Source organism: Ramlibacter sp. AN1133 (assembly GCF_037890035.1).
In the GTDB taxonomy this organism is placed as follows: domain Bacteria; phylum Pseudomonadota; class Gammaproteobacteria; order Burkholderiales; family Burkholderiaceae_C; genus Ramlibacter.
Window position 1 is genome coordinate 1 of the sequence record NZ_JBBKTQ010000038.1, and the last position, 17,627, is coordinate 17,627.

Here is a 17,627-nt window from a genome sequence, read left to right on the forward strand (position 1 = left end):
CGGCGCGACGCCCCCGAAAAGCAAGAAGGGGCGCAATACGACAGCGCCCCCCTCTGGATCCCCGCCTACGCGGGGATGACGGCTTCGCCTCACCCCACCGGTAGCCTCAAACGATCTTCACCAGCTCGAACAACACCGTCGGCGGCAACTCCGCGGTCAGCTGCTCGCGCCCCACCTTCGGCGTCTCGAACCGGTCGAAACCGCTCAAATGGAACGACGGCAGTTCGCGCGTGATCTCCACCATCGGGCAGCGGTCCTCGCCGCCCAGCACGTCGCGGCGGAAGGTGGTCACGTCGTCCTGGGACACGTCCCAGGCGCTGACCAGCACGTTCGGCCGCGCCTCGCCGATCACCGCGCGGGCCTGCGCCGTGTCGGCCGCGGCCCGTGCCTCGATGCCCATCTTGCGCAGCGCGTCTACCGCCTCGCTGCGCACGCGCTCGTCCTTCGCCAGCACCAGCACCCAAGTCTCGCGCAAGGGCGCGGAATCGCCGTGGTCCGTGAGCTCGAGGCACGCCATGCCCTCGGTGCTCAGGAAGGTGTTCGGGAAATCGATCGTCAGCACCGCCGCGCCGTCCTCGCGGGTGCGCATCACGTCGAGGTTCGAGGAGGCGGCGATCTGCCGCAGCAGCATCCAGTGCAGGCCGTCGTTCAGCCGCCGGCCGCGCGGGCGCACCGTCCAGCCCACGCCGCCGGGGTGCGCATGCTGCCCCGACGCCGGCGTCGTCACGCGCACCTTCAGCTGCGCCGGCCCGGGGAAGCCCGAGGGCACCAGCACGAAGTGCAGCTGCTTGCTGAAGCTCATGCCCCAGTCCAGGATCGCGTTGACCAGGCTGATCGCCACCGGCGGGTCGAGCAGCACGTCGACGGCCTGCAGGTCCGAGCTCACGGAGATGCCCGCGGCCTCGATCTCGCCGGCGCGCTCGTGCACGACATGCGACACGAGTTCCGCCAGGTCGACGCGCTCGCGCGCCTGCCGGATGCGGCCGCCGGCCAGGCGGGTGATCTGCTGCGCGCGCAGGCTCGTGCCGCGCAACTGGTGCATCGCATCGCTCAGGGCCTTGGCCTCGCTGCGGCGCAGCCGTCCCGCGCCCACCAGGTAATTGAGCGCGCGCAGCAGCAGGTTGCTGCTTTCCACCGCCTGCTCCGACAGCGCCGCGACGAGGTTGGGCCACTGCTGCGACATCGTCCAGGGCGCGTTCGGGTCCGAGGGCGCAAAGGCGCCGGCGCCATCCGACCAGCGCCGGCCGCCGACGGCGCCGCCATTCGCAGCTTGCGCTGCCGCGGCGGGAACGATCCCGGGGGCCGCCGCAGGTTCGCGCTCGACCAGCGTGAGGCCGGGGAATTCAAGGGTGTTGCTCATGGGTGACCTCCGGTGGGGTGTAGGGGGGCGAGCGCGGCCTGCGCGCCCATGACGCTGCACAGGTGGGAGCAGTAATCCACCAGCGCGTCGATCTCGGTGGACTTGTCGAAGACGGCGTCCACCCCCAGCTGCGCGCAGCGCTTGCGCACGCCGGCGTTCACGTAATTGCTGAAGACGATGATCTTCTGGTCGGGGCGGCTGCGCTGCGCGCGCTGCACCAGCCGCATGCCGCTGCCGCCCTTGAGGAACAGGTCGACGATCAGCATGTCCCAGTCGCTGTGCTGGGAGATCCAGGCCAGCGCGCCTTCCTCGGTCGTCGTGCCTCCGACCACCTTGACGCAGGTGAGTTCTTCCAGCGCGCCCACGAGGTTCTCATGGATCTCCGCGTTGTCCTCGACGACGAATACTGCGAGTTGCACGGTAGATCGGTTGGTAAGGGTTGGTGTCAAGGCGTAAGGCACTCTAGTCGCTCAGCCAGGGGCTCCGCTCGGATGCCCACGCGTTTGCATGTAGGAGGGAGCCTACGGTCGGCCCCGCCCCTGCGCGGGCCCCGTAAGATGCGCAACAAGGAATTCCATGGACTCGGTCATCGCGCACAACGCAGGGCAGCTGCTGGAACTGGTGGAACGCAGCGTGTTCCTGGGGTTCTGGCGGCTCGACGCAAGGGAGGGCCGCCTGTACTGGTCCGAGCAGCTGGCGCGCCTGCACGGCGCGCCTGCGGGCTACATGCCCACCTTCGACAACGCGATGAGCCACTACGCCGAGGAGCACCGCGGCGAACTGCAGGCGCGCATCCTCGCCTGCCAGGAGCAGGGCACGCCGTTCGACCTCGAGGTGCAGCTGCACACCATGCAGGGGCGGCGCATCTGGGTGCGCTGCGTGGGCCAGCCGCTGCGCGACGAGCACGGCGCCATCATCGGCACCGAAGGCCTGGTGCAGGAGATCGCGCCGGCCGGCTACCAGCCCGGCACGCTGATGCGCCACACCGTCAGCATGGGCGGCGCCCTCGGCGGGGCCGAAGCCTTCGCCACCATCGACCGGCAGGGCCGCATCAGCTACGCCAACGTGCAGGCCGAGCAATTGCTCGCCGCCGGCGGCGAGCCCCTGGCGGGCCGCAAGATCTGGAGCTTCTTCCAGAAGCGCGCGCGGCTGCGCCTGGAGGAGCGCTTCATCCATGCGCTGGAAAAGCGCGAGGCCATCGAGCTGGAGGAACTGGATGCGCAGGTGAGCCACTGGCTCGAGCTGCGCGGGTTTCCGTTCGGCGCGGGGCTGGCGCTGCACCTGCGCGACGTGTCGTCGCGGCGCAAGGCACAGCAGCACCTGATGCTGCTGGAAGGCAGCATCGCCCGGCTGAACGACATCGTGATCATCACCGAGGCCGCCCCCTTTCGCGCGCCGGGTCCGCGCATCGTGTTCGTCAACGAGGCCTTCGAGCGGCGCACGGGCTACACGCGCGAGGAGGTGATCGGCCAGTCGCCCCGCTTCCTGCAGGGGCCGGACACGCAGCGCCCCCAGCTCGATCGCATCCGTGCCGCGCTGGAGCAGTGGGAGCGGGTGCGGGTCGACCTGATCAACTACACCAAGGCCAGGGAGCCGTACTGGGTCGACCTCGACGTCTCCCCGGTCTGGGACGACGCCCGGCGCCTGACGCACTGGGTGGCCGTCGGGCGCGACATCACCGAGCGCAAGCGCGACGAGGAGAAGATCCAGTACCTGGCCTTCTACGATCCGCTGACGCAGCTGCCGAACCGGCAGATGCTGCTCGATCGCCTGAACGAGGCGGTGAGCGAGACCGCCAACGGCCGCGACGGCGCGCTGATGTTCATCGACCTGGACAACTTCAAGGTCCTGAACGACACGCTGGGGCACCAGAAGGGCGACCTGTTGCTGCAGCAGGTGGCCCGCCGCCTGCGCAACTGCGTGGCCAAGGGCGACCTGGTCGCGCGCCTGGGCGGCGACGAATTCGTGGTCCTGCTGGAGAACACGCCGGAAAAGCCGCTCGACCCGCTGACCGCGGCCCAGGCCGTGAGCCACCGGATCCTCGAGGCGCTCGGCGAGCCCTACGTGCTTCCGGGCTACCTGCACCACAGCACCTGCAGCATCGGCGTCACGCTGTTCGGCAAGGCGCCATCCAGCGTGAGCGAACTGCTCAAGCAGGCGGACCTCGCGATGTACCAGGCCAAGGCGGCCGGGCGCAATGCGGTGCGCTTCTTCGATCCGGAGATGCAGGCGGTGGCGACCGAGAACGCGGCCCTCGCGGCGGACCTGCGCATGGCCTGGCGCGACAACCACCTGAAGATCGAGTACCAGCCGCAGGTGGGCATGGACGGCCGGATGACCGGCGTGGAGGCGCTGCTGCGCTGGGAGCATCCGAACCGCGGCCTGGTGCAGCCGGACCAGTTCATCCCCACCGCCGAAGAGACCTCGCTGATCATCCCGATCGGCCACTGGGTGCTGGAGGCGGCGTGCGCGCAGCTGGCGCTGTGGGCGCGCCGGCCCGATCGCGCGCACCTGAGCATCGCGGTGAACGTCAGCGTGCGGCAGTTCCGCCATCCCGATTTCATCGACGAGGTCATGAGCTGCGTGCGCCGCGCGGGCGTGCCGCCCGGCAAGCTCAAGCTGGAACTCACGGAGAGCCTGCTGGCCGACAACCTCGACGCCGCGATCGCGAAGATGCGCAACCTCAAGGACATGGGGGTCAGCCTCTCGGTCGACGATTTCGGCATCGGCTATTCGTCGCTGTCCTACCTCAAGCGCCTGCCGATCGACGAACTGAAGATCGACCGGGGCTTCGTGAAGGACATCCTCACCGACGGCAACGACGCCGCCATCGCGGGCACGATCATCGGGCTGTGCCGCAACCTGGGGCTGGAGGTGATCGCGGAAGGCGTGGAGACCGAGGAGCAGCGCCAGTTCCTGGCCCGCCAGGGCTGCCACCGCTACCAGGGCTACCTGTTCTGCCGGCCGCTGCCGATCGAGCAGCTGGAGGCCTTCATCGCCCGCGTCGAGGGCGACGCCGGCCTCAGACCGGAACCATCTTCAGTGGCGTCGTGACCACCGCGCGCGGCAGGCGCAGGATGATCGCCTGGCCGCTGCGCAGCAGCTCCGCGTCGTGCTGCAGCGCCAGCGCCTGCACTTCGGGCCACGACAGCGGCGCTTCGGCGGATTCGTGCAGCTGCGTGAAGCTGCCTTCCGGCTGGGGCTGGTATTCGACGGCGGTCACGCCGTGCGAGGAGGAGGGCTCGGTCCGCACCGCGATTTCGCCGGGGCCCGGCGCGGCGTCGGCCAGGGTCAGGATCGCGGCGGCGAGCAGGAAGCGCACCGCGCTGCGCGAGACGTCGAATTCGCCGTCGGCCATCTCCGTGCGCAGGTCGAAGCCGCGGAAGTTGAGGCTGGTGGAGAGCAGGCGCACGACCTCCGAGACGCCGTCACGCAGGGCGATGGTGTCGTCCTCGCCCGCTTCCATCCACGTCGACACCTCGAGGCAGCGCGCCACGGCCTGCCGCGACAGCCGGTTGAGCTTGGAGACGGACGATTGCAGGTCCTCCTGGGCGACGGCGCCGCGGTCCATGCGCGCGCTCAGCGCCTCGGCCATCATGCCCAGCGACTGCAGGTGCACCACCATGTCGTGGCGCAACGGCGGCGTCAGGCGGCGCAGGATGTCGTGCTGCGCCGCGCGCGCCAGGCTGCGCTGACGCTGCGGGGAGGCATCGACGGCGGCGGCGGCCGTGGCGCCGGAGGAGTGGGCGATGGGGTCTTCGATGGCCAACACAGTGTGTATGAGCTAAGTCCAGGTTGGAGCGCAGTCTGGAACCCGGGTTCCGCCGCAGATGTCAGGGGCCCCCGGGGGCCTCTGTAGGACCCCGGCCCTTGTGACGGCCCGACGAGCCACGGGTGACAATTGGCGGGTTGTGCTGTAATTTGCGCGTGATGACAGGTATTCCGCTGTGACCCTCTCGCTCCTTTCGGACGGCAATGCCGCCCAGCGCCTCGCCGGCCTGCTGGAATCCGCCATGGACGGCATCATCAGCTGCGACGACACGCAGCGGATCGTGCTTTACAACAAGGCCGCCGAGAAGATCTTCGGCTGGCCCCTGGACGAGGCCCTCGGGCAGCCGCTGGAGATGCTCATTCCGACGCGCTACCACCGGCTGCACAGCCAGCAGGTGCGCCGCTTCGGCGCCACCGGCACGACCTCGCGCCGCATGGGCGACAACACCGTGCTGTACGCGCGGCGCAAGAACGGCGACGAGTTCCCGATCGAGGCCTCGATCTCCCAGCTGAACACGCCGGAAGGCAAGCTCTATACCGTGATCCTGCGGGACGTGACGGAGCGGGTGCGCGCCCGCGAGGAGCTGGCCGCCTTCGCCGCCGAATCCGCGGGCGTGCGCGAGCAGGAGAAGTCGCGCATCGCGCGCGAGCTGCACGACGAGCTCGCCCAGTCGCTCACCGCCGCCAAGATGGACGCGATCTGGCTGCGCGACCACCTGGCGGGCGACGCTCAGGCCCAGTCCAAGATCGCCACCATGCTGAGCATGCTGGACACCTGCGTGGCCTCCACCCGCCGCATCGCCGCCGACCTGCGGCCGCTGGTGCTCGACGACCTCGGCCTCGTGCCCGCCCTCGAATGGGTGGTGCAGAACTTCAACCAAAGGACCCATGTGCCCTGCGCCCTGATCGTCGACGAGGAACTGGAACTCGACGAGCCCTTCGCCACCGGCGTCTTCCGCATCGTGCAGGAGGCGCTGCACAACGTGGCCAAGCACGCCGAGGCGACGCAGGTGGAAGTGGAAATCAAGACGCAGGGCGACTACCTGCTGCTGCGGGTGCAGGACGACGGCATCGGCTTTCGGCCCTCCGACCCGCGCAAGCCGCAGTCGCTGGGCCTGGTCGGCCTGCGCGAACGCGCGCAGCTGATGCGCGGCGAGCTGCGGGTGGACAGCAGTCCCGGCGCGGGCACGCGCGTGGAAGCGAAGATTCCCACGGTCAGGGTCGACGCATGACGATCCGGATCGTGATCGCGGACGACCATGCGATCGTCCGCGAGGGGCTCAAGCGGATCGTGGGCGACGCCCCGGACCTCGAGGTGGTCGGCGAAGCCGCCGACGGCACCGAGGTGATGAAGGCCGTGCGCGAACTGGAGTTCGACATCCTCGTGCTGGATCTGTCGATGCCGGGGCGCAGCGGCATGGAGCTGATCAAGCTGGTCAAGTCGGAGAAGCCCAAGCTGCGCATCCTGGTGCTGAGCATGCACCAGGAAACACAGTACGCGGTGCGGGCCATCAAGTCGGGCGCCAGCGGCTACCTGACCAAGGAAAGCGCGCCGGCGCAGCTCCAGCAGGCGATCCGCAAGATCGCCGGCGGCGGCGCGTACATCAGCGCCGAAGTGGCGGAGCAGCTCGCCCTGGGCGCCATGCCGGGGGGCGACTCGTTGCCCCACGAGAGCCTGTCCGATCGCGAGTTCGAGGTGTTCCGGCTGCTGGTGGGCGGCGGCGCGGTTTCCGACATCGCGCACCAGCTGAACCTCTCGGTCAAGACGGTCAGTACGCACAAGGCCAACCTGATGCAGAAGCTGGGGCTGAGCAACCAGACGGAACTGGTGCGCTATGCGCTCAAGCACGGCTTGACCGACCCGCTGTCGTAGGCTGGTGGGGGGGGGGGCCGCCCCCCCCCCCCCGGGGGGGGGGGGGGGGCCCCCCCCCCCCCCCCCGGGGGGGGGGGGGGGCGCCCCCCCCCCCCCACTCCAGCGCCAATCCATCATCCGGAGCGCCCCCATCCCAGCCTTCCCCCAGAGGGGGAAGGAGCAAGACAGGAGAACCTCATGTTCAAGAACCTCATCAACGGCGAATGGGTCGCCGGCGCCCGCGTCTCGCGCAACATCAACCCCTCCGACACGCGCGACCTCGTCGGCGAATATGCGCAGGCCGACGCCGAGCAGGCGCGCGCCGCGATCGCCGCGGCCACCCAGGCGCAGCACGCCTGGGGCCTGTCCACCCCGCAGCAGCGCTTCGACATCCTCGACGCCGCCGGCGCGGAGATCCTGGCGCGCCGCAACGAGCTGGGCGACCTGCTCGCCCGCGAGGAAGGCAAGACCCTGCCGGAGGCGATCGGCGAAGTCGCCCGCGCCGGCAACATCTTCAAGTTCTTCGCCGGCGAGGCGCTGCGCGTGGGCGGCCAGGTGGTGCCTTCCGTGCGTGCCGGCGTGGGCGTCGAAGTCACCCGCGAGCCCGTCGGCGTGGTGGGTCTCATCACGCCCTGGAACTTCCCCATCGCGATTCCCGCCTGGAAGATCGCGCCGGCGCTGGCCTACGGTAACGCGGTGGTGCTCAAGCCCGCCGACCTGGTGCCCGGCAGCGCCTGGGCCATCGCCGACATCCTGCACCGCGCGGGCCTGCCCGCCGGCGTGTTCAACCTCGTCATGGGCCGCGGCTCCGAGGTGGGCCAGGTGCTGCTGGATGACAAGCGCGTCAACGCGATCAGCTTCACCGGCTCGGTCGCCACCGGCCAGCGCATCGCGCAGGCTTGCGTCGCGCGCATGGCCAAGTTGCAGCTGGAGATGGGTGGCAAGAACCCGATGGTGGTGCTCGACGACGCCGACCTCGACGTGGCCGTGGCCGCCGCCGCCAACAGCGGCTTCTTCTCCACCGGCCAGCGCTGCACCGCCTCCAGCCGCCTGATCGTCACCGAAGGCATCCACGACCGCTTCGTGGCCGCGATGGCCGGGAAGATGAAGACGCTGGTCGTTGGCGATGCGCGCACCAAGGGCACCGACATCGGCCCGGTGGTCGACGAGAAACAGCTCGCGCAGGACCTCGAATACATCGCCATCGGCAAGTCCGAGGGCGCGAAGCTCGTCGCGGGCGGCGAAGCGCTTGAGAAGAACGCCGACGGCGCGCCGGGCTGGTACCTGCGCCCGGCCCTGTTCACCGAGACCACCGCGCAGATGCGCATCAACCGCGAAGAGATCTTCGGCCCGGTGGTGAGCGTCATCCGCGCGAAGAACTACGAGGAAGCGCTGGCGCTGGCCAACGACACCGAGTTCGGCCTCTCCGCCGGCATCGCCACCACGTCCCTGAAGCACGCCACGCACTTCAAGCGCCACGTGCAGGCCGGCATGGTGATGGTCAACCTGCCCACCGCGGGCGTGGACTACCACGTGCCCTTCGGCGGCCGCAAGGGCTCCAGCTACGGCCCGCGCGAGCAGGGCAGCCACGCCGCGGAGTTCTATACGACCGTGAAGACCGCCTATACCCAGGCCTGATCCGCCAGGCCTGATCCGCCAGGCCCGATGCACCAGGCCTGACCCGAAACCCCCGAGGAGACGAGCATGAAGATCAACCGCCGCCACGCCCTGCTGTCCACCGCCGCCGCGCTCGCGGCGCCGGCCTCCTTCGCGCAGAAGGACAACTGGCCTTCCAAGCCGCTGCGCATCGTGGTGCCGTATCCGCCGGGAGGCTCCTCGGACATCATCGCGCGCGCCATCGGCAACCTGCTGTCCGACGCGCTCAGGCAGTCCGTGATCGTGGAGAACAAGCCGGGCGCCAACGGCAACCTCGGCGCCGGCTTCGTCGCCAAGTCGCCCGCGGACGGCTACACGCTGCTGCTGTGCGACGTGGGCGCGCTGGCGATCTCGCCTTCGGTGTATCCCAAGCTGCCGTTCGATCCGTCGAAGGAGCTGCGCGGCGTCACGATGCTGGCGTACTCGCCGCACCTGCTGGTGGTGCACCCCTCGGTCGCCGCCAGCAACGTGAAGGAACTGGTCGCGCTGTCGAAACAGAAGGAGCTGAACTTCGCCATCAGCGGCACCGGCGGTGCGCCGCACCTCGCGGGCGTGGCGCTGCAGCGCGCCGTGAATGCGCGCTGGCAGTATGTGCCGTACAAGGGCGGCAGCCAGGCGATCCAGGACACCGTGGGCGGCCAGACGCAGGTCATGATGAACGGCATGCTGGCCACCTACCCGCACGTGCAGTCCGGCAAGCTCAAGCTGCTGGCCGTGTCCAAGCGCACGCGCATGCCCCTGATCGGGGAGGTGCCCACCATCGCCGAACAGGGCGTGCCGGGCTTCGAGTCCGGCTCCTGGCAGGGCGTGCTGGTGCCCAAGGGCACGCCCGAAGCGATCGTGCAGAAGCTGAACGCCGAACTCGTGCGCGCGATCCGCAACCCGGAAGTGCGCGGCCGCCTGGCCGGCCAGGGCGCCGAGGTCGTGACCATGAGCCCGCAGGAGCAGGACCAGTTCTTCGCGCAGGAGCGCAAGCGCTGGGCCGAAGTGGTGAACGCGGCGAACATCCGCGCGGAGTCGTGAGGGCCGCCATGAGCGAGCCGCTGTACATCACCATGCACGCAGCCGACAACGTCGGCATCGTGGCGAACGACGGCGGCCTGCCGGAGGGCACCGCCTTCGCTTCCGGACTCACCCTGCGCGACAAGATCCCGCAGGGCCACAAGGTGGCGCTGGTGGACCTGCCCGCGGGCACGCCGGTGCGGCGCTACAACGTGACCATCGGCTACGCGGAAAAGGACATCCCGGCGGGCAGCTGGGTGCACGAGCGCCTGCTGCGCATGCCCGAGGCGCGCAGCCTCGAGGACCTGCCGCTGGCCACCGTGCGGCCGGGCGCGCCGGCTCCGCTGGCGGGCTACACCTTCGAGGGCTACCGCAACGCCGACGGCACCGTCGGCACGCGCAACCTGCTGGCGATCACGCAGAGCGTGCAGTGCGTGGCCGGCGTGACGCGCTTCGCCGTCGATCGCATCCGCGCCGAACTGCTGCCCAGGTATCCCAACGTCGACGGCGTCGTCGCCCTGGAACACAGCTACGGCTGTGGCGTGGCGATCGACGCGCCCGATGCGGTGATCCCGATCCGCACGCTGCGCAACATCAGCCTCAACCCCAACTTCGGCGGCGAGGTGATGGTGGTGAGCCTGGGCTGCGAGAAGCTGCAGCCGGAGCGCCTGATGCCGCCCGGCACCATCCCGATCACCGACCTGCGCGGGGAGCCGCAGGCGCTGGACGTCGTCTGCCTGCAGGACGAGGAGCATGTCGGCTTCATGTCCATGGTCGAATCCATCATGAAGCAGGCCGAGGTGCACCTGCAGCGCCTCGACCGGCGCCGCCGCGAGACCGTGCCGGCCAGCGAACTGGTGGTGGGCGTGCAATGCGGCGGCAGCGACGCCTTCTCCGGCGTCACGGCGAATCCGGCGGTGGGCTTCTGCGCCGACCTGCTGGTGCGCGCGGGTGCCACGATCATGTTCTCGGAGAACACCGAGGTGCGCGATGGCGTGGCGCAGCTCACGTCGCGCGCGGCCACGCCGGAAGTGGCGCAGGACATCATCCGCGAGCTGGGCTGGTACGACGAGTACCTCAAGCGCGGCAGCGTCGACCGCAGCGCCAACACCACGCCCGGCAACAAGAAGGGCGGGCTGTCCAACATCGTCGAGAAGGCGATGGGCTCGATCGTGAAGTCGGGCTCCGCGCCCATCGCGGGCGTGGTGCCCCCCGGCGAAAAGCTGAAGGGCCAGAAGGGCCTGATCTACGCCGCCACGCCGGCCAGCGACTTCATCTGCGGCACGCTGCAGCTGGCGGCGGGCATGAACCTGCACGTGTTCACCACCGGCCGCGGCACGCCTTACGGGCTGGCGGAAGTGCCGGTGATCAAGGTGGCCACGCGCAGCGACCTGGCGCGCCGCTGGCACGACCTGATGGACGTGAACGCCGGCACCATCGCCGAGGGCCGGGCGACGATCGAGGACGTGGGCTGGGAACTGTTCCGGCTGATGCTCGACGTGGCCAGCGGGCGCAAGAAGACCTGGGCGGAGCGGTGGAAGCTGCACAACGCGCTGGTGCTGTTCAATCCGGCGCCGGTGACGTAGTTGTATTCCTCCCTCCCCCTCCGGGGGAGGGTCGGGGTGGGGGCACTCCGTCCTTCGTGATCCCGAGGAACGCATCCAGGATGTGGAAGTGGTCGTCGTGGAACTGCTCCTCCAGCGAGGGCAACTGCGCGATCGGGACCCAGCGCGCCTCCGCCGCATCGTCGCTGCCGGCGATCTCGGGCAGCATGCGTGCGCCGAAATCGAAGTAGAAGGCGTGCGTGATCACGCGGCCGCGCTGGCTGCGGTCCGGATGGTCGAACACGCGCACCGCCTTGAGCGCGTGCTCCATCTCGGGGGGAAACAGCTCGAAGCCGGTCTCCTCCTGCAGCTCGCGCACCGCCGACTGGTAGGCGGTCTCGCGCTGCTCGATGAAGCCGCCGGGCATCGCCAGCAGGCCCTTGCCGGGCGCGCGCCCGCGGCGGATCAGGAGCACCTGGTCGGCGACGCGCACCACCGCATCCACGGTCACGAACACCGGCGGATACGGCGCGCAGGCCCACTTGTCGTGTTCCTCGGCCAGCTCCTGCCATTCCTGGCGCAAGCGTGCCAGGAAGGGCAGCTGCGCCCAGGCGCGGACGAACGCGATCGTGCTCGCCGGCACCTGGCTGGCGATCGCGGCCAGCGACGCATCCAGCGAGTCCGCGCTGAACAGCGCCGCCCGCAGCGCCTTGCCGTGGATCTCGCCCATGCGCCCGATGTCGTGCAGCGGCCAGCCGGGAAAGTCGTCGAGGTATTCGCCCGTCGGGTCCTTGCGGTGCCCCACCAGCACGACCCGCGTGCGGTCCGAGCCGGTCAGCTTCGCCATCGCGGCCTGCACCTGCACGACCCACCGCTTCTCGTCGAACGTATCGCGGATCGCGGCGAAGTCCACGCGCTGGCGCTCGTCCTCCGTGAGCGCCAGCCGGATGGTCTCCACCCTTTCCTGGAAGGTGAAGGGGTTGCGCGGCGAGCGCGCCTGGAAGGCCGAGCCGATCAGCACCGCGCAGCGCGGCGCCAGCTCCAGCGCGGTGCGGATCAGGGCAAGCTGCGCATCGTGGAACAGCTGGAACCTGCCGATGCAGGCCGCCCATTCGTACGGGGGATCGGTGGTCACGGGGGCATTCTGCTTTCAAAGCCGCCGGCCCGGGGTGCGCCGACCGCATGGCACCCGCGTACGGCCGCAAGGTGAATGGATCACAGGAAAAGCCGGCCGCCCGCGCCTAAGCTGGACCATGAGGAAGGGGGGTCCATGACCTCGCTGCACGGGTTCTCGCTCCGCGTCCTGGCGGCGTTCGGCGGCATGTTGTTCGCGGCTGCGGCGCTGGGCGGCCCCGCGCCGCCGGCGCGGGCCGCGCTACTCGTGAGCGCCGTGGTGCCGCGCCATGCCAGCATCCGTTTCACGCCGCCGGCGTCGATCCAGCTGTCGGAGGAAGACGTGGCGCGCGGCTACGTCGAAGCGGCCGCCATCGAGCTGGCGGTGCAGAGCAACGCGCCCCAGGGCTACACCCTCGCCTTCGGGCTGGAGGGCGCGCAGGTGCGCAGCGCACAGGTGCTGGGCGAATTCGGCTCGCTGCGCTTCGACAGCGCCGGCGCCATGGCGTCGCGGCCGGCGGCCGGCACCGGCATGTGGCGCGACCACCTGCTGGTGCGCTTGCGCTTCGAGCTGTCGCCGCAGGCCACGCCGGGCCGGCATCCCTGGCCCCTGCGGGTGCTGATGGTGCCCCACTAAGGCTGCATCAACAGGCGCATGGTCCGCTGGCCGACGCGGCGCTGAGGCGGCAGGCCCTTCGCCACGAACTCCTGCTCGATCGCATCGCGCGTGTTGCGGCCCATCACGCCGTCGGCCGTGACCTGCGCGTGCCCGCGCTGCGCCAGCCACGCCTGCAACTCGCGCACCTGCGCGCGCGTGAGCCCGGGGTCGTCGGTCGGCCAGGGCGTCACGAAGTCGCCGCCGCCGGCGATCTTGTTCGCCAGCAGGGCCACTTCCATCACGTAGCGCTCCGAGCGGTTGTAGCGCAGCACCGTGTCGAAATTGCGCGAGACCAGGAACGCCGGGCCCGGCAGTCCCACCGGCAGGAAGGGATACATCTCGGGATCTCCCGCCAGCTCCAGCGGCTTGGGCTGCCCGTCCGGGGCCAGCGCGCGCCAGCCCTGCGCCATCCATTGCGACAGGGGCTTCGCGCGGTCGGCAAGGCGGATCGACTTGCCGCTGGCCGCGAACTCCGCCTGCTGCTCCTTCGGGATGCTCACCTCCACGTACACCGGTGCGTTCATGTTCCAGCCGCCGCGCTGCTTCAAGTGGTTGGCGGTGGTCGCCCAGGCGTCGGCTTCGGAGTTGATGATGTCGGCGACGCCGTCGCCGTCGAAGTCGACCGCGAGCTGCTCGAAGCTGTCCGGCACGAACTGCGTGCGGCCGAAGGCAGCCGCCCAGGAGCCCAGCCAGTTGTCGGTGCGCACGCGCCGGTCGCGCAGCACGCGCACGGCGGCATAGGCGCGCTCGCGCGCGATGCAGGAGCCCGTGCCGGTCGCCGATGCGGCGCAGGGCCGCAGGCAGGCGTAGCTCAGAGCGGCATCGAGCACCGGGATCTTGCCCTGCGAAGGCCCGAAGTTGGTTTCGATGCCGTAGATGCCCAGCACGATCTCCCGGGGCACGCCGAACTGCGATTCGATCTTCTGCAGCGTCGGCCCTTCGCGCGCCAGGATCGCGCGGCCCTCGCGCACGCGGTCCTCGTCGGTGGTGGCCGCCAGCTCGTCCCACCAGAAGGTCGGTTCGCCGGCGGCGATCAGCATCGACTGCCGCACGCGGTCGTCGTACTTGCCGGCCGAGGCGATGCGCAGGAAGTCCTCGCGCGCAAGCGGCCGCCCCGCCGTGGCGGTCTTGTCCGCCAGGCCCTGGACACAGGCCGCGAACTGATCGGAGCCGAGCGGCTGCTCGAGCAGGCTCTGGGCGCCAGCGCCGGTCGAAGCGAGGGCCGCGAGCGCGGCCCCGGCGATGCAGGAAGGAAGACGGATGGCCATGGGGCCCAATATAGGAGGCCCCTCCCCTGCCGTGGGGTCACTGCCGCGGCTGGTAACAGCCGGTGGCTCAACCGGGCTGGCTCAGCCGGCGACGAGCCCCACGGCGGCGACGCCGGCCGCGCAGATCGCCTCGTCCTCCTCGCCCGTGCCGCCGCTGGCCCCCACGGCGCCGATCACCTGGCCGTCGTGGTCCTTGATGACCACGGCGCCCGGCTGCGGCAGGAACTTCCCTTCGGCCGTGGCGGCCAGGGCCACGAAGAAGTTCGGATTGTCCTTGGCGCGCCTGGCGAGCACGCCGCTGGCCACGCCCATGCCCACCGCGCCCCAGGCCTTGGCGCGCGCGATGTCGAAGCGGAACATGCTCGCGCCGTCCTCGCTCGCGAACGCCTTGAGGTTGCCGGAGGCATCGAGCACCGCCACGCCCATGGGCTTGAAGCCGCTCTCCTTCGACTTCGCGAGGGCGGCGGCGATGATCTGGTTGGCGATCTGCAGGGTCAGCGTGGTCATGGGCTTGCGGGGGCGGAAAGGTTGGGAAGGTGCGTATTCTGGCCGGCGCGGCGGCGGAATCCGCGACGAGGACGCAGGCCCGCCATCGCCCTTGCCTTTCACATGGTGGCGCCATCGCCCGGCACCCTCCTCGACCGGCACCCTCCTCGACCGGCGGCCGCAACGGCGCGGCGAACGGCTCGGTTACGAGCGCAGAACGAAGGAAACTTCCGGTCACATTCAATATCGTTGTACCCGGCCGCGCGCCCGCCTGGCCGGGGGGAGACCCCCTTTGAAAATCTGGCACAAGATCCTGATCGCGCCCGGCGTGGCGATCGCCTTCCTGGTGGCGCTCGGCGCCACCGCCTTCCTGATGCTCAAGCAGCAGAACGACGGCCTCGAGGCCCTCGTGACGCAGCGCATGGCGCGCTTCGAGATCGCCGCCGATGCCGCGCGCGACATGGGGCAGGTCCACTCCGGCGTCTACCGCCTCATGACGTGGATGGCCAACTACGACGACGCGAAGATCAAGGCGATCGCCTCCGGCCTGCGCAAGAACCTCGACGAGGTGTCCGCGTCGCTGGGCAAGCTCGCCGGCGGCGACCTGGGTGCCGAGGAACGCAAGCTGGTGGAGACGGTGCAGCCGCTGCTGGCCAAGTACCGCGCCGGCGTCGACAAGGGCGTCGAGCTCGGGACCGTGGACGTCTCCATCGGCCTGATGGCCATGCAGACGACGGACACGCAGTTCCAGGCCGTGGTGCAGGATCTCGATGCGCTGGTGGCGCTGGAGCAGCGGCTGGCGCGCGAGAGCTACGACGCCGCCGGCGCCGCCTACCGCCGCACCCTGCTGATCCTGGGCGCGCTCGTGGCCGGTGCCGCGGCGGCGGCCCTGCTGATCGCCTTGAAACTGAGCCGCACCATCGTGCGCCCGCTGCACACCGCCATCGCCGCGACCAACCGGATCGCCGAGGGCGACCTCACCGTGCAACTGCGCGTGCGCGGCACCGACGAGTCGGCGCAACTGCTGCACGCCGTGGGCGCCATGAACGACGGCCTGCGCAAGCTGGTGGGCGAGGTTTCCAGCGGCGCGCGCATGGTGGCGGACACCAGCACCCAGATCGCGCACGGCAACGTGGACCTCTCGCAGCGCACCGAGGAACAGGCCAGCACCCTGGAGGAAACGGCCAGCTCGATGGAGGAACTCACCTCCTCCGTCACGCAGAACGCGCAGAACGCCCGCCAGGCCAGTGACCTCGCGCGCGGCGCGGCGGACGTGGCGCGCAAGGGCGGCAGCGTGGTCGGCGAAGTGGTCACCACCATGGACGGCATCTCGACGTCCTCGCGCCGCATCGCCGAGATCATCGGCGTGATCGACGGCATCGCCTTCCAGACCAACATCCTCGCGCTCAATGCGGCGGTGGAAGCGGCGCGCGCCGGCGAGCAGGGCCGCGGCTTCGCGGTCGTGGCCGGCGAGGTGCGCCAGCTCGCCCAGCGCAGCGCCGAGGCCGCGCGGCAGATCAAGGGGCTGATCGGCGACTCGGTGACCAAGGTGGAGGAGGGCTCCAGGCTGGTGGACACCGCCGGCAAGACGATGAACGAGATCGTCGCCGCGGTGTCGCGCGTGAGCGACCTGATCGCCGACATCGCCGCGGCGTCGCAGGAACAGAGCTCCGGCATCGCGCAGGTCAACACCGCCGTCACGCAGATGGACCAGGTGGTGCAGCAGAACGCGTCGCTGGTGGAGGAATCGACCGCCGCGACCGAAGCGATGAAGGAGCAGGCGGGCACGCTGCTCAAGCTGGTCGCGCGCTTCCGCATCGGTGACGAGGCGGCCGCGGCGCCGGCGCCGGCCGAACGCCCGCGTCAGGCCATCGCGGTGGTGCCGCCGATCCGGGTGAGGCCGTCGGTCGAGTCCCTGCGGCCCGAGCTCGCACCGCTCGCCCACGCGCCCCAGGCCGGGGCCGGGGCCGGCTGGAAGGAATTCTGAGTCGCCGCGGCGTTCGGCGGGGCGCGCAGCCCCCAGGAACGGGCGGTGACTTCCAGCAGCTTGCGCACGGTGCCGCCGGGCGCACCCTTCGGGAATCGGGCAGGATCAGTCATGCGCCGATTCTGCGCAGGCCTGCATGACAGGCGAACGACAGCGCCGGCGCTGCGGCGATGCCGGCTGCCGCGGGCTCAGGTCCCCGGCGGCGCCACGGAAGCGCCCTGGATGCCGTGCCGCGCCAGCGCTTCGGCGACGAAGCCCGAAGCCTTCATCTCCTCCACGAAGCGCGCGAGTTCGGCCGCCGCCGCCTCGCCCCGGCTGCGCGCGCAGCCCATGGCCTGGCGGATCACCATGAAGCGGCCGGGCAGCAGGCGCAGGCCGCCGAGGGGCGCCGCGTCCTTCTCCAGCTGCTGCTTCACGCCGGCCGCGACCTCGGCGCCCGAGTCCAGGAAGTGCTGCAGCACCGCCTGCGAGGACGGCGCATGCACCACCTGCGCGGTCTTCAGTTCGCGCGAAAGATACAGGTCGTAGGCGCTGCCCTGGCCCACCACCACGCGGGTGCCGGGCCGGTCGACCTCCTCGTTGGATTGCAGCGGCGAATCCTGCCGCACGAGGTAGCAGCCTTCGATCAGCACATAGGGCGGCGTGAAGTGGATGCCCTCGCCGCGCTTCGGGTCGATGGCGAAGAAGCCGATGTCGGCCTCGTCGCGCGTGACGGCATCGACCGACGCGCCGGCCGTGTCGAACACGACCAGCTCGGGCTCCACGCCCAGGCGCTGCGCGAACCGGCGCGCGAGGTCCACCGACACCCCCTTGGCGGCACCGGCCGCATCGCGCCCCGCGAGCACCGGGTTGCCGAGATTGATGGAGGCACGCAGCCGCCCGGTGGGCGTGAAGGCGCGGACGATGTCGGTCGCGACGGTCATGGTCAGG

General features: G+C 70.4%; 15 protein-coding genes. 8 read left to right on the forward strand and 7 right to left on the reverse strand.

The features are described 5' to 3' along the window. Positions 1 to 106: 106 nt before the first annotated feature. Both WG923_RS28795 and WG923_RS28800 read right to left on the reverse strand, forming a co-directional pair. Positions 107 to 1,360, reverse strand: a complete 1,254-nt coding sequence (locus WG923_RS28795; protein ID WP_340354473.1) for a hypothetical protein — start codon at positions 1,358 to 1,360, stop codon at positions 107 to 109. Beyond that, positions 1,357 to 1,779 carry a response regulator gene (locus WG923_RS28800; RefSeq protein ID WP_340354474.1) on the reverse strand — a complete coding sequence of 141 codons (423 nt, stop codon included), beginning with the start codon at positions 1,777 to 1,779 and terminating at the stop codon, positions 1,357 to 1,359. The genes WG923_RS28795 and WG923_RS28800 overlap by 4 nt, the downstream gene beginning before the upstream one ends. 157 nt (positions 1,780 to 1,936) lie before the next feature. Between WG923_RS28800 and WG923_RS28805 the strand changes: the two genes are divergently transcribed. Continuing rightward, positions 1,937 to 4,414 carry a sensor domain-containing protein gene (locus tag WG923_RS28805; RefSeq protein ID WP_340354475.1) on the forward strand — a complete coding sequence of 826 codons (2,478 nt, stop codon included), beginning with the start codon at positions 1,937 to 1,939 and terminating at the stop codon, positions 4,412 to 4,414. On the opposite strand, the gene WG923_RS28810 is transcribed toward WG923_RS28805, so the two are convergent. Then, a complete protein-coding gene (locus WG923_RS28810) occupies positions 4,383 to 5,129 on the reverse strand; it encodes a hypothetical protein (RefSeq protein WP_340354476.1) in 747 nt (248 codons plus the stop codon). The genes WG923_RS28805 and WG923_RS28810 overlap by 32 nt on opposite strands. Before the next feature lie 178 nt (positions 5,130 to 5,307). Here WG923_RS28810 and WG923_RS28815 point away from each other — a divergent pair, with 178 nt between their 5' ends. From WG923_RS28815 to garD, 5 genes are all read left to right on the forward strand, one after another. Further along, a complete protein-coding gene (locus WG923_RS28815; protein ID WP_340354477.1) occupies positions 5,308 to 6,363 on the forward strand; it encodes a PAS domain-containing sensor histidine kinase in 1,056 nt (351 codons plus the stop codon). Further along, positions 6,360 to 7,004: a response regulator transcription factor gene (locus WG923_RS28820; RefSeq protein ID WP_340354478.1), complete on the forward strand. Its 645-nt coding sequence runs from the start codon at positions 6,360 to 6,362 to the stop codon at positions 7,002 to 7,004. The genes WG923_RS28815 and WG923_RS28820 overlap by 4 nt, the downstream gene beginning before the upstream one ends. A 177-nt stretch (positions 7,005 to 7,181) precedes the next feature. After that, positions 7,182 to 8,621: an aldehyde dehydrogenase family protein gene (locus tag WG923_RS28825; RefSeq protein ID WP_340354479.1), complete on the forward strand. Its 1,440-nt coding sequence runs from the start codon at positions 7,182 to 7,184 to the stop codon at positions 8,619 to 8,621. A gap of 66 nt (positions 8,622 to 8,687) precedes the next feature. After that, a complete protein-coding gene (locus WG923_RS28830) occupies positions 8,688 to 9,662 on the forward strand; it encodes a Bug family tripartite tricarboxylate transporter substrate binding protein (protein ID WP_340354480.1) in 975 nt (324 codons plus the stop codon). An 8-nt stretch (positions 9,663 to 9,670) separates the two neighbouring features. After that, positions 9,671 to 11,227, forward strand: a complete 1,557-nt coding sequence (gene garD / locus WG923_RS28835; protein WP_340354481.1) for a galactarate dehydratase — start codon at positions 9,671 to 9,673, stop codon at positions 11,225 to 11,227. On the opposite strand, the gene WG923_RS28840 is transcribed toward garD, so the two are convergent. Beyond that, the gene (locus WG923_RS28840; RefSeq protein ID WP_340354482.1) at positions 11,205 to 12,320 is read right to left on the reverse strand and encodes a bifunctional nicotinamide-nucleotide adenylyltransferase/Nudix hydroxylase; all 1,116 of its coding nucleotides are present in this window, start codon (positions 12,318 to 12,320) and stop codon (positions 11,205 to 11,207) included. The genes garD and WG923_RS28840 overlap by 23 nt on opposite strands. A 135-nt stretch (positions 12,321 to 12,455) precedes the next feature. Between WG923_RS28840 and WG923_RS28845 the strand changes: the two genes are divergently transcribed. Beyond that, positions 12,456 to 12,935 carry a hypothetical protein gene (locus tag WG923_RS28845; protein WP_340354483.1) on the forward strand — a complete coding sequence of 160 codons (480 nt, stop codon included), beginning with the start codon at positions 12,456 to 12,458 and terminating at the stop codon, positions 12,933 to 12,935. Here the strand turns inward: WG923_RS28845 and WG923_RS28850 are convergent. Both WG923_RS28850 and WG923_RS28855 read right to left on the reverse strand, forming a co-directional pair. Continuing rightward, on the reverse strand, positions 12,932 to 14,224 hold the full coding sequence (locus WG923_RS28850) for a lytic murein transglycosylase (protein WP_340354484.1): 1,293 nt from the start codon (positions 14,222 to 14,224) through the stop codon (positions 12,932 to 12,934). The two genes, WG923_RS28845 and WG923_RS28850, sit on opposite strands and share 4 nt — an antisense overlap. Positions 14,225 to 14,305: 81 nt before the next feature. Then, entirely contained in the window at positions 14,306 to 14,731 is a 426-nt protein-coding gene (locus WG923_RS28855; protein WP_340354485.1) for a GlcG/HbpS family heme-binding protein, read from the reverse strand. A gap of 271 nt (positions 14,732 to 15,002) precedes the next feature. On the opposite strand from WG923_RS28855, the gene WG923_RS28860 reads away from it, so the two are divergent. Further along, the gene (locus tag WG923_RS28860; protein ID WP_340354486.1) at positions 15,003 to 16,697 is read left to right on the forward strand and encodes a methyl-accepting chemotaxis protein; all 1,695 of its coding nucleotides are present in this window, start codon (positions 15,003 to 15,005) and stop codon (positions 16,695 to 16,697) included. Positions 16,698 to 16,885: 188 nt separating this feature from the next. Here the strand turns inward: WG923_RS28860 and WG923_RS28865 are convergent, their stop codons facing one another. Continuing rightward, positions 16,886 to 17,620 (reverse strand): ABC transporter substrate-binding protein, encoded by a 735-nt coding sequence (locus WG923_RS28865; RefSeq protein WP_340354487.1) that lies wholly within the window; start codon positions 17,618 to 17,620, stop codon positions 16,886 to 16,888. Positions 17,621 to 17,627 lie beyond the last annotated feature (7 nt).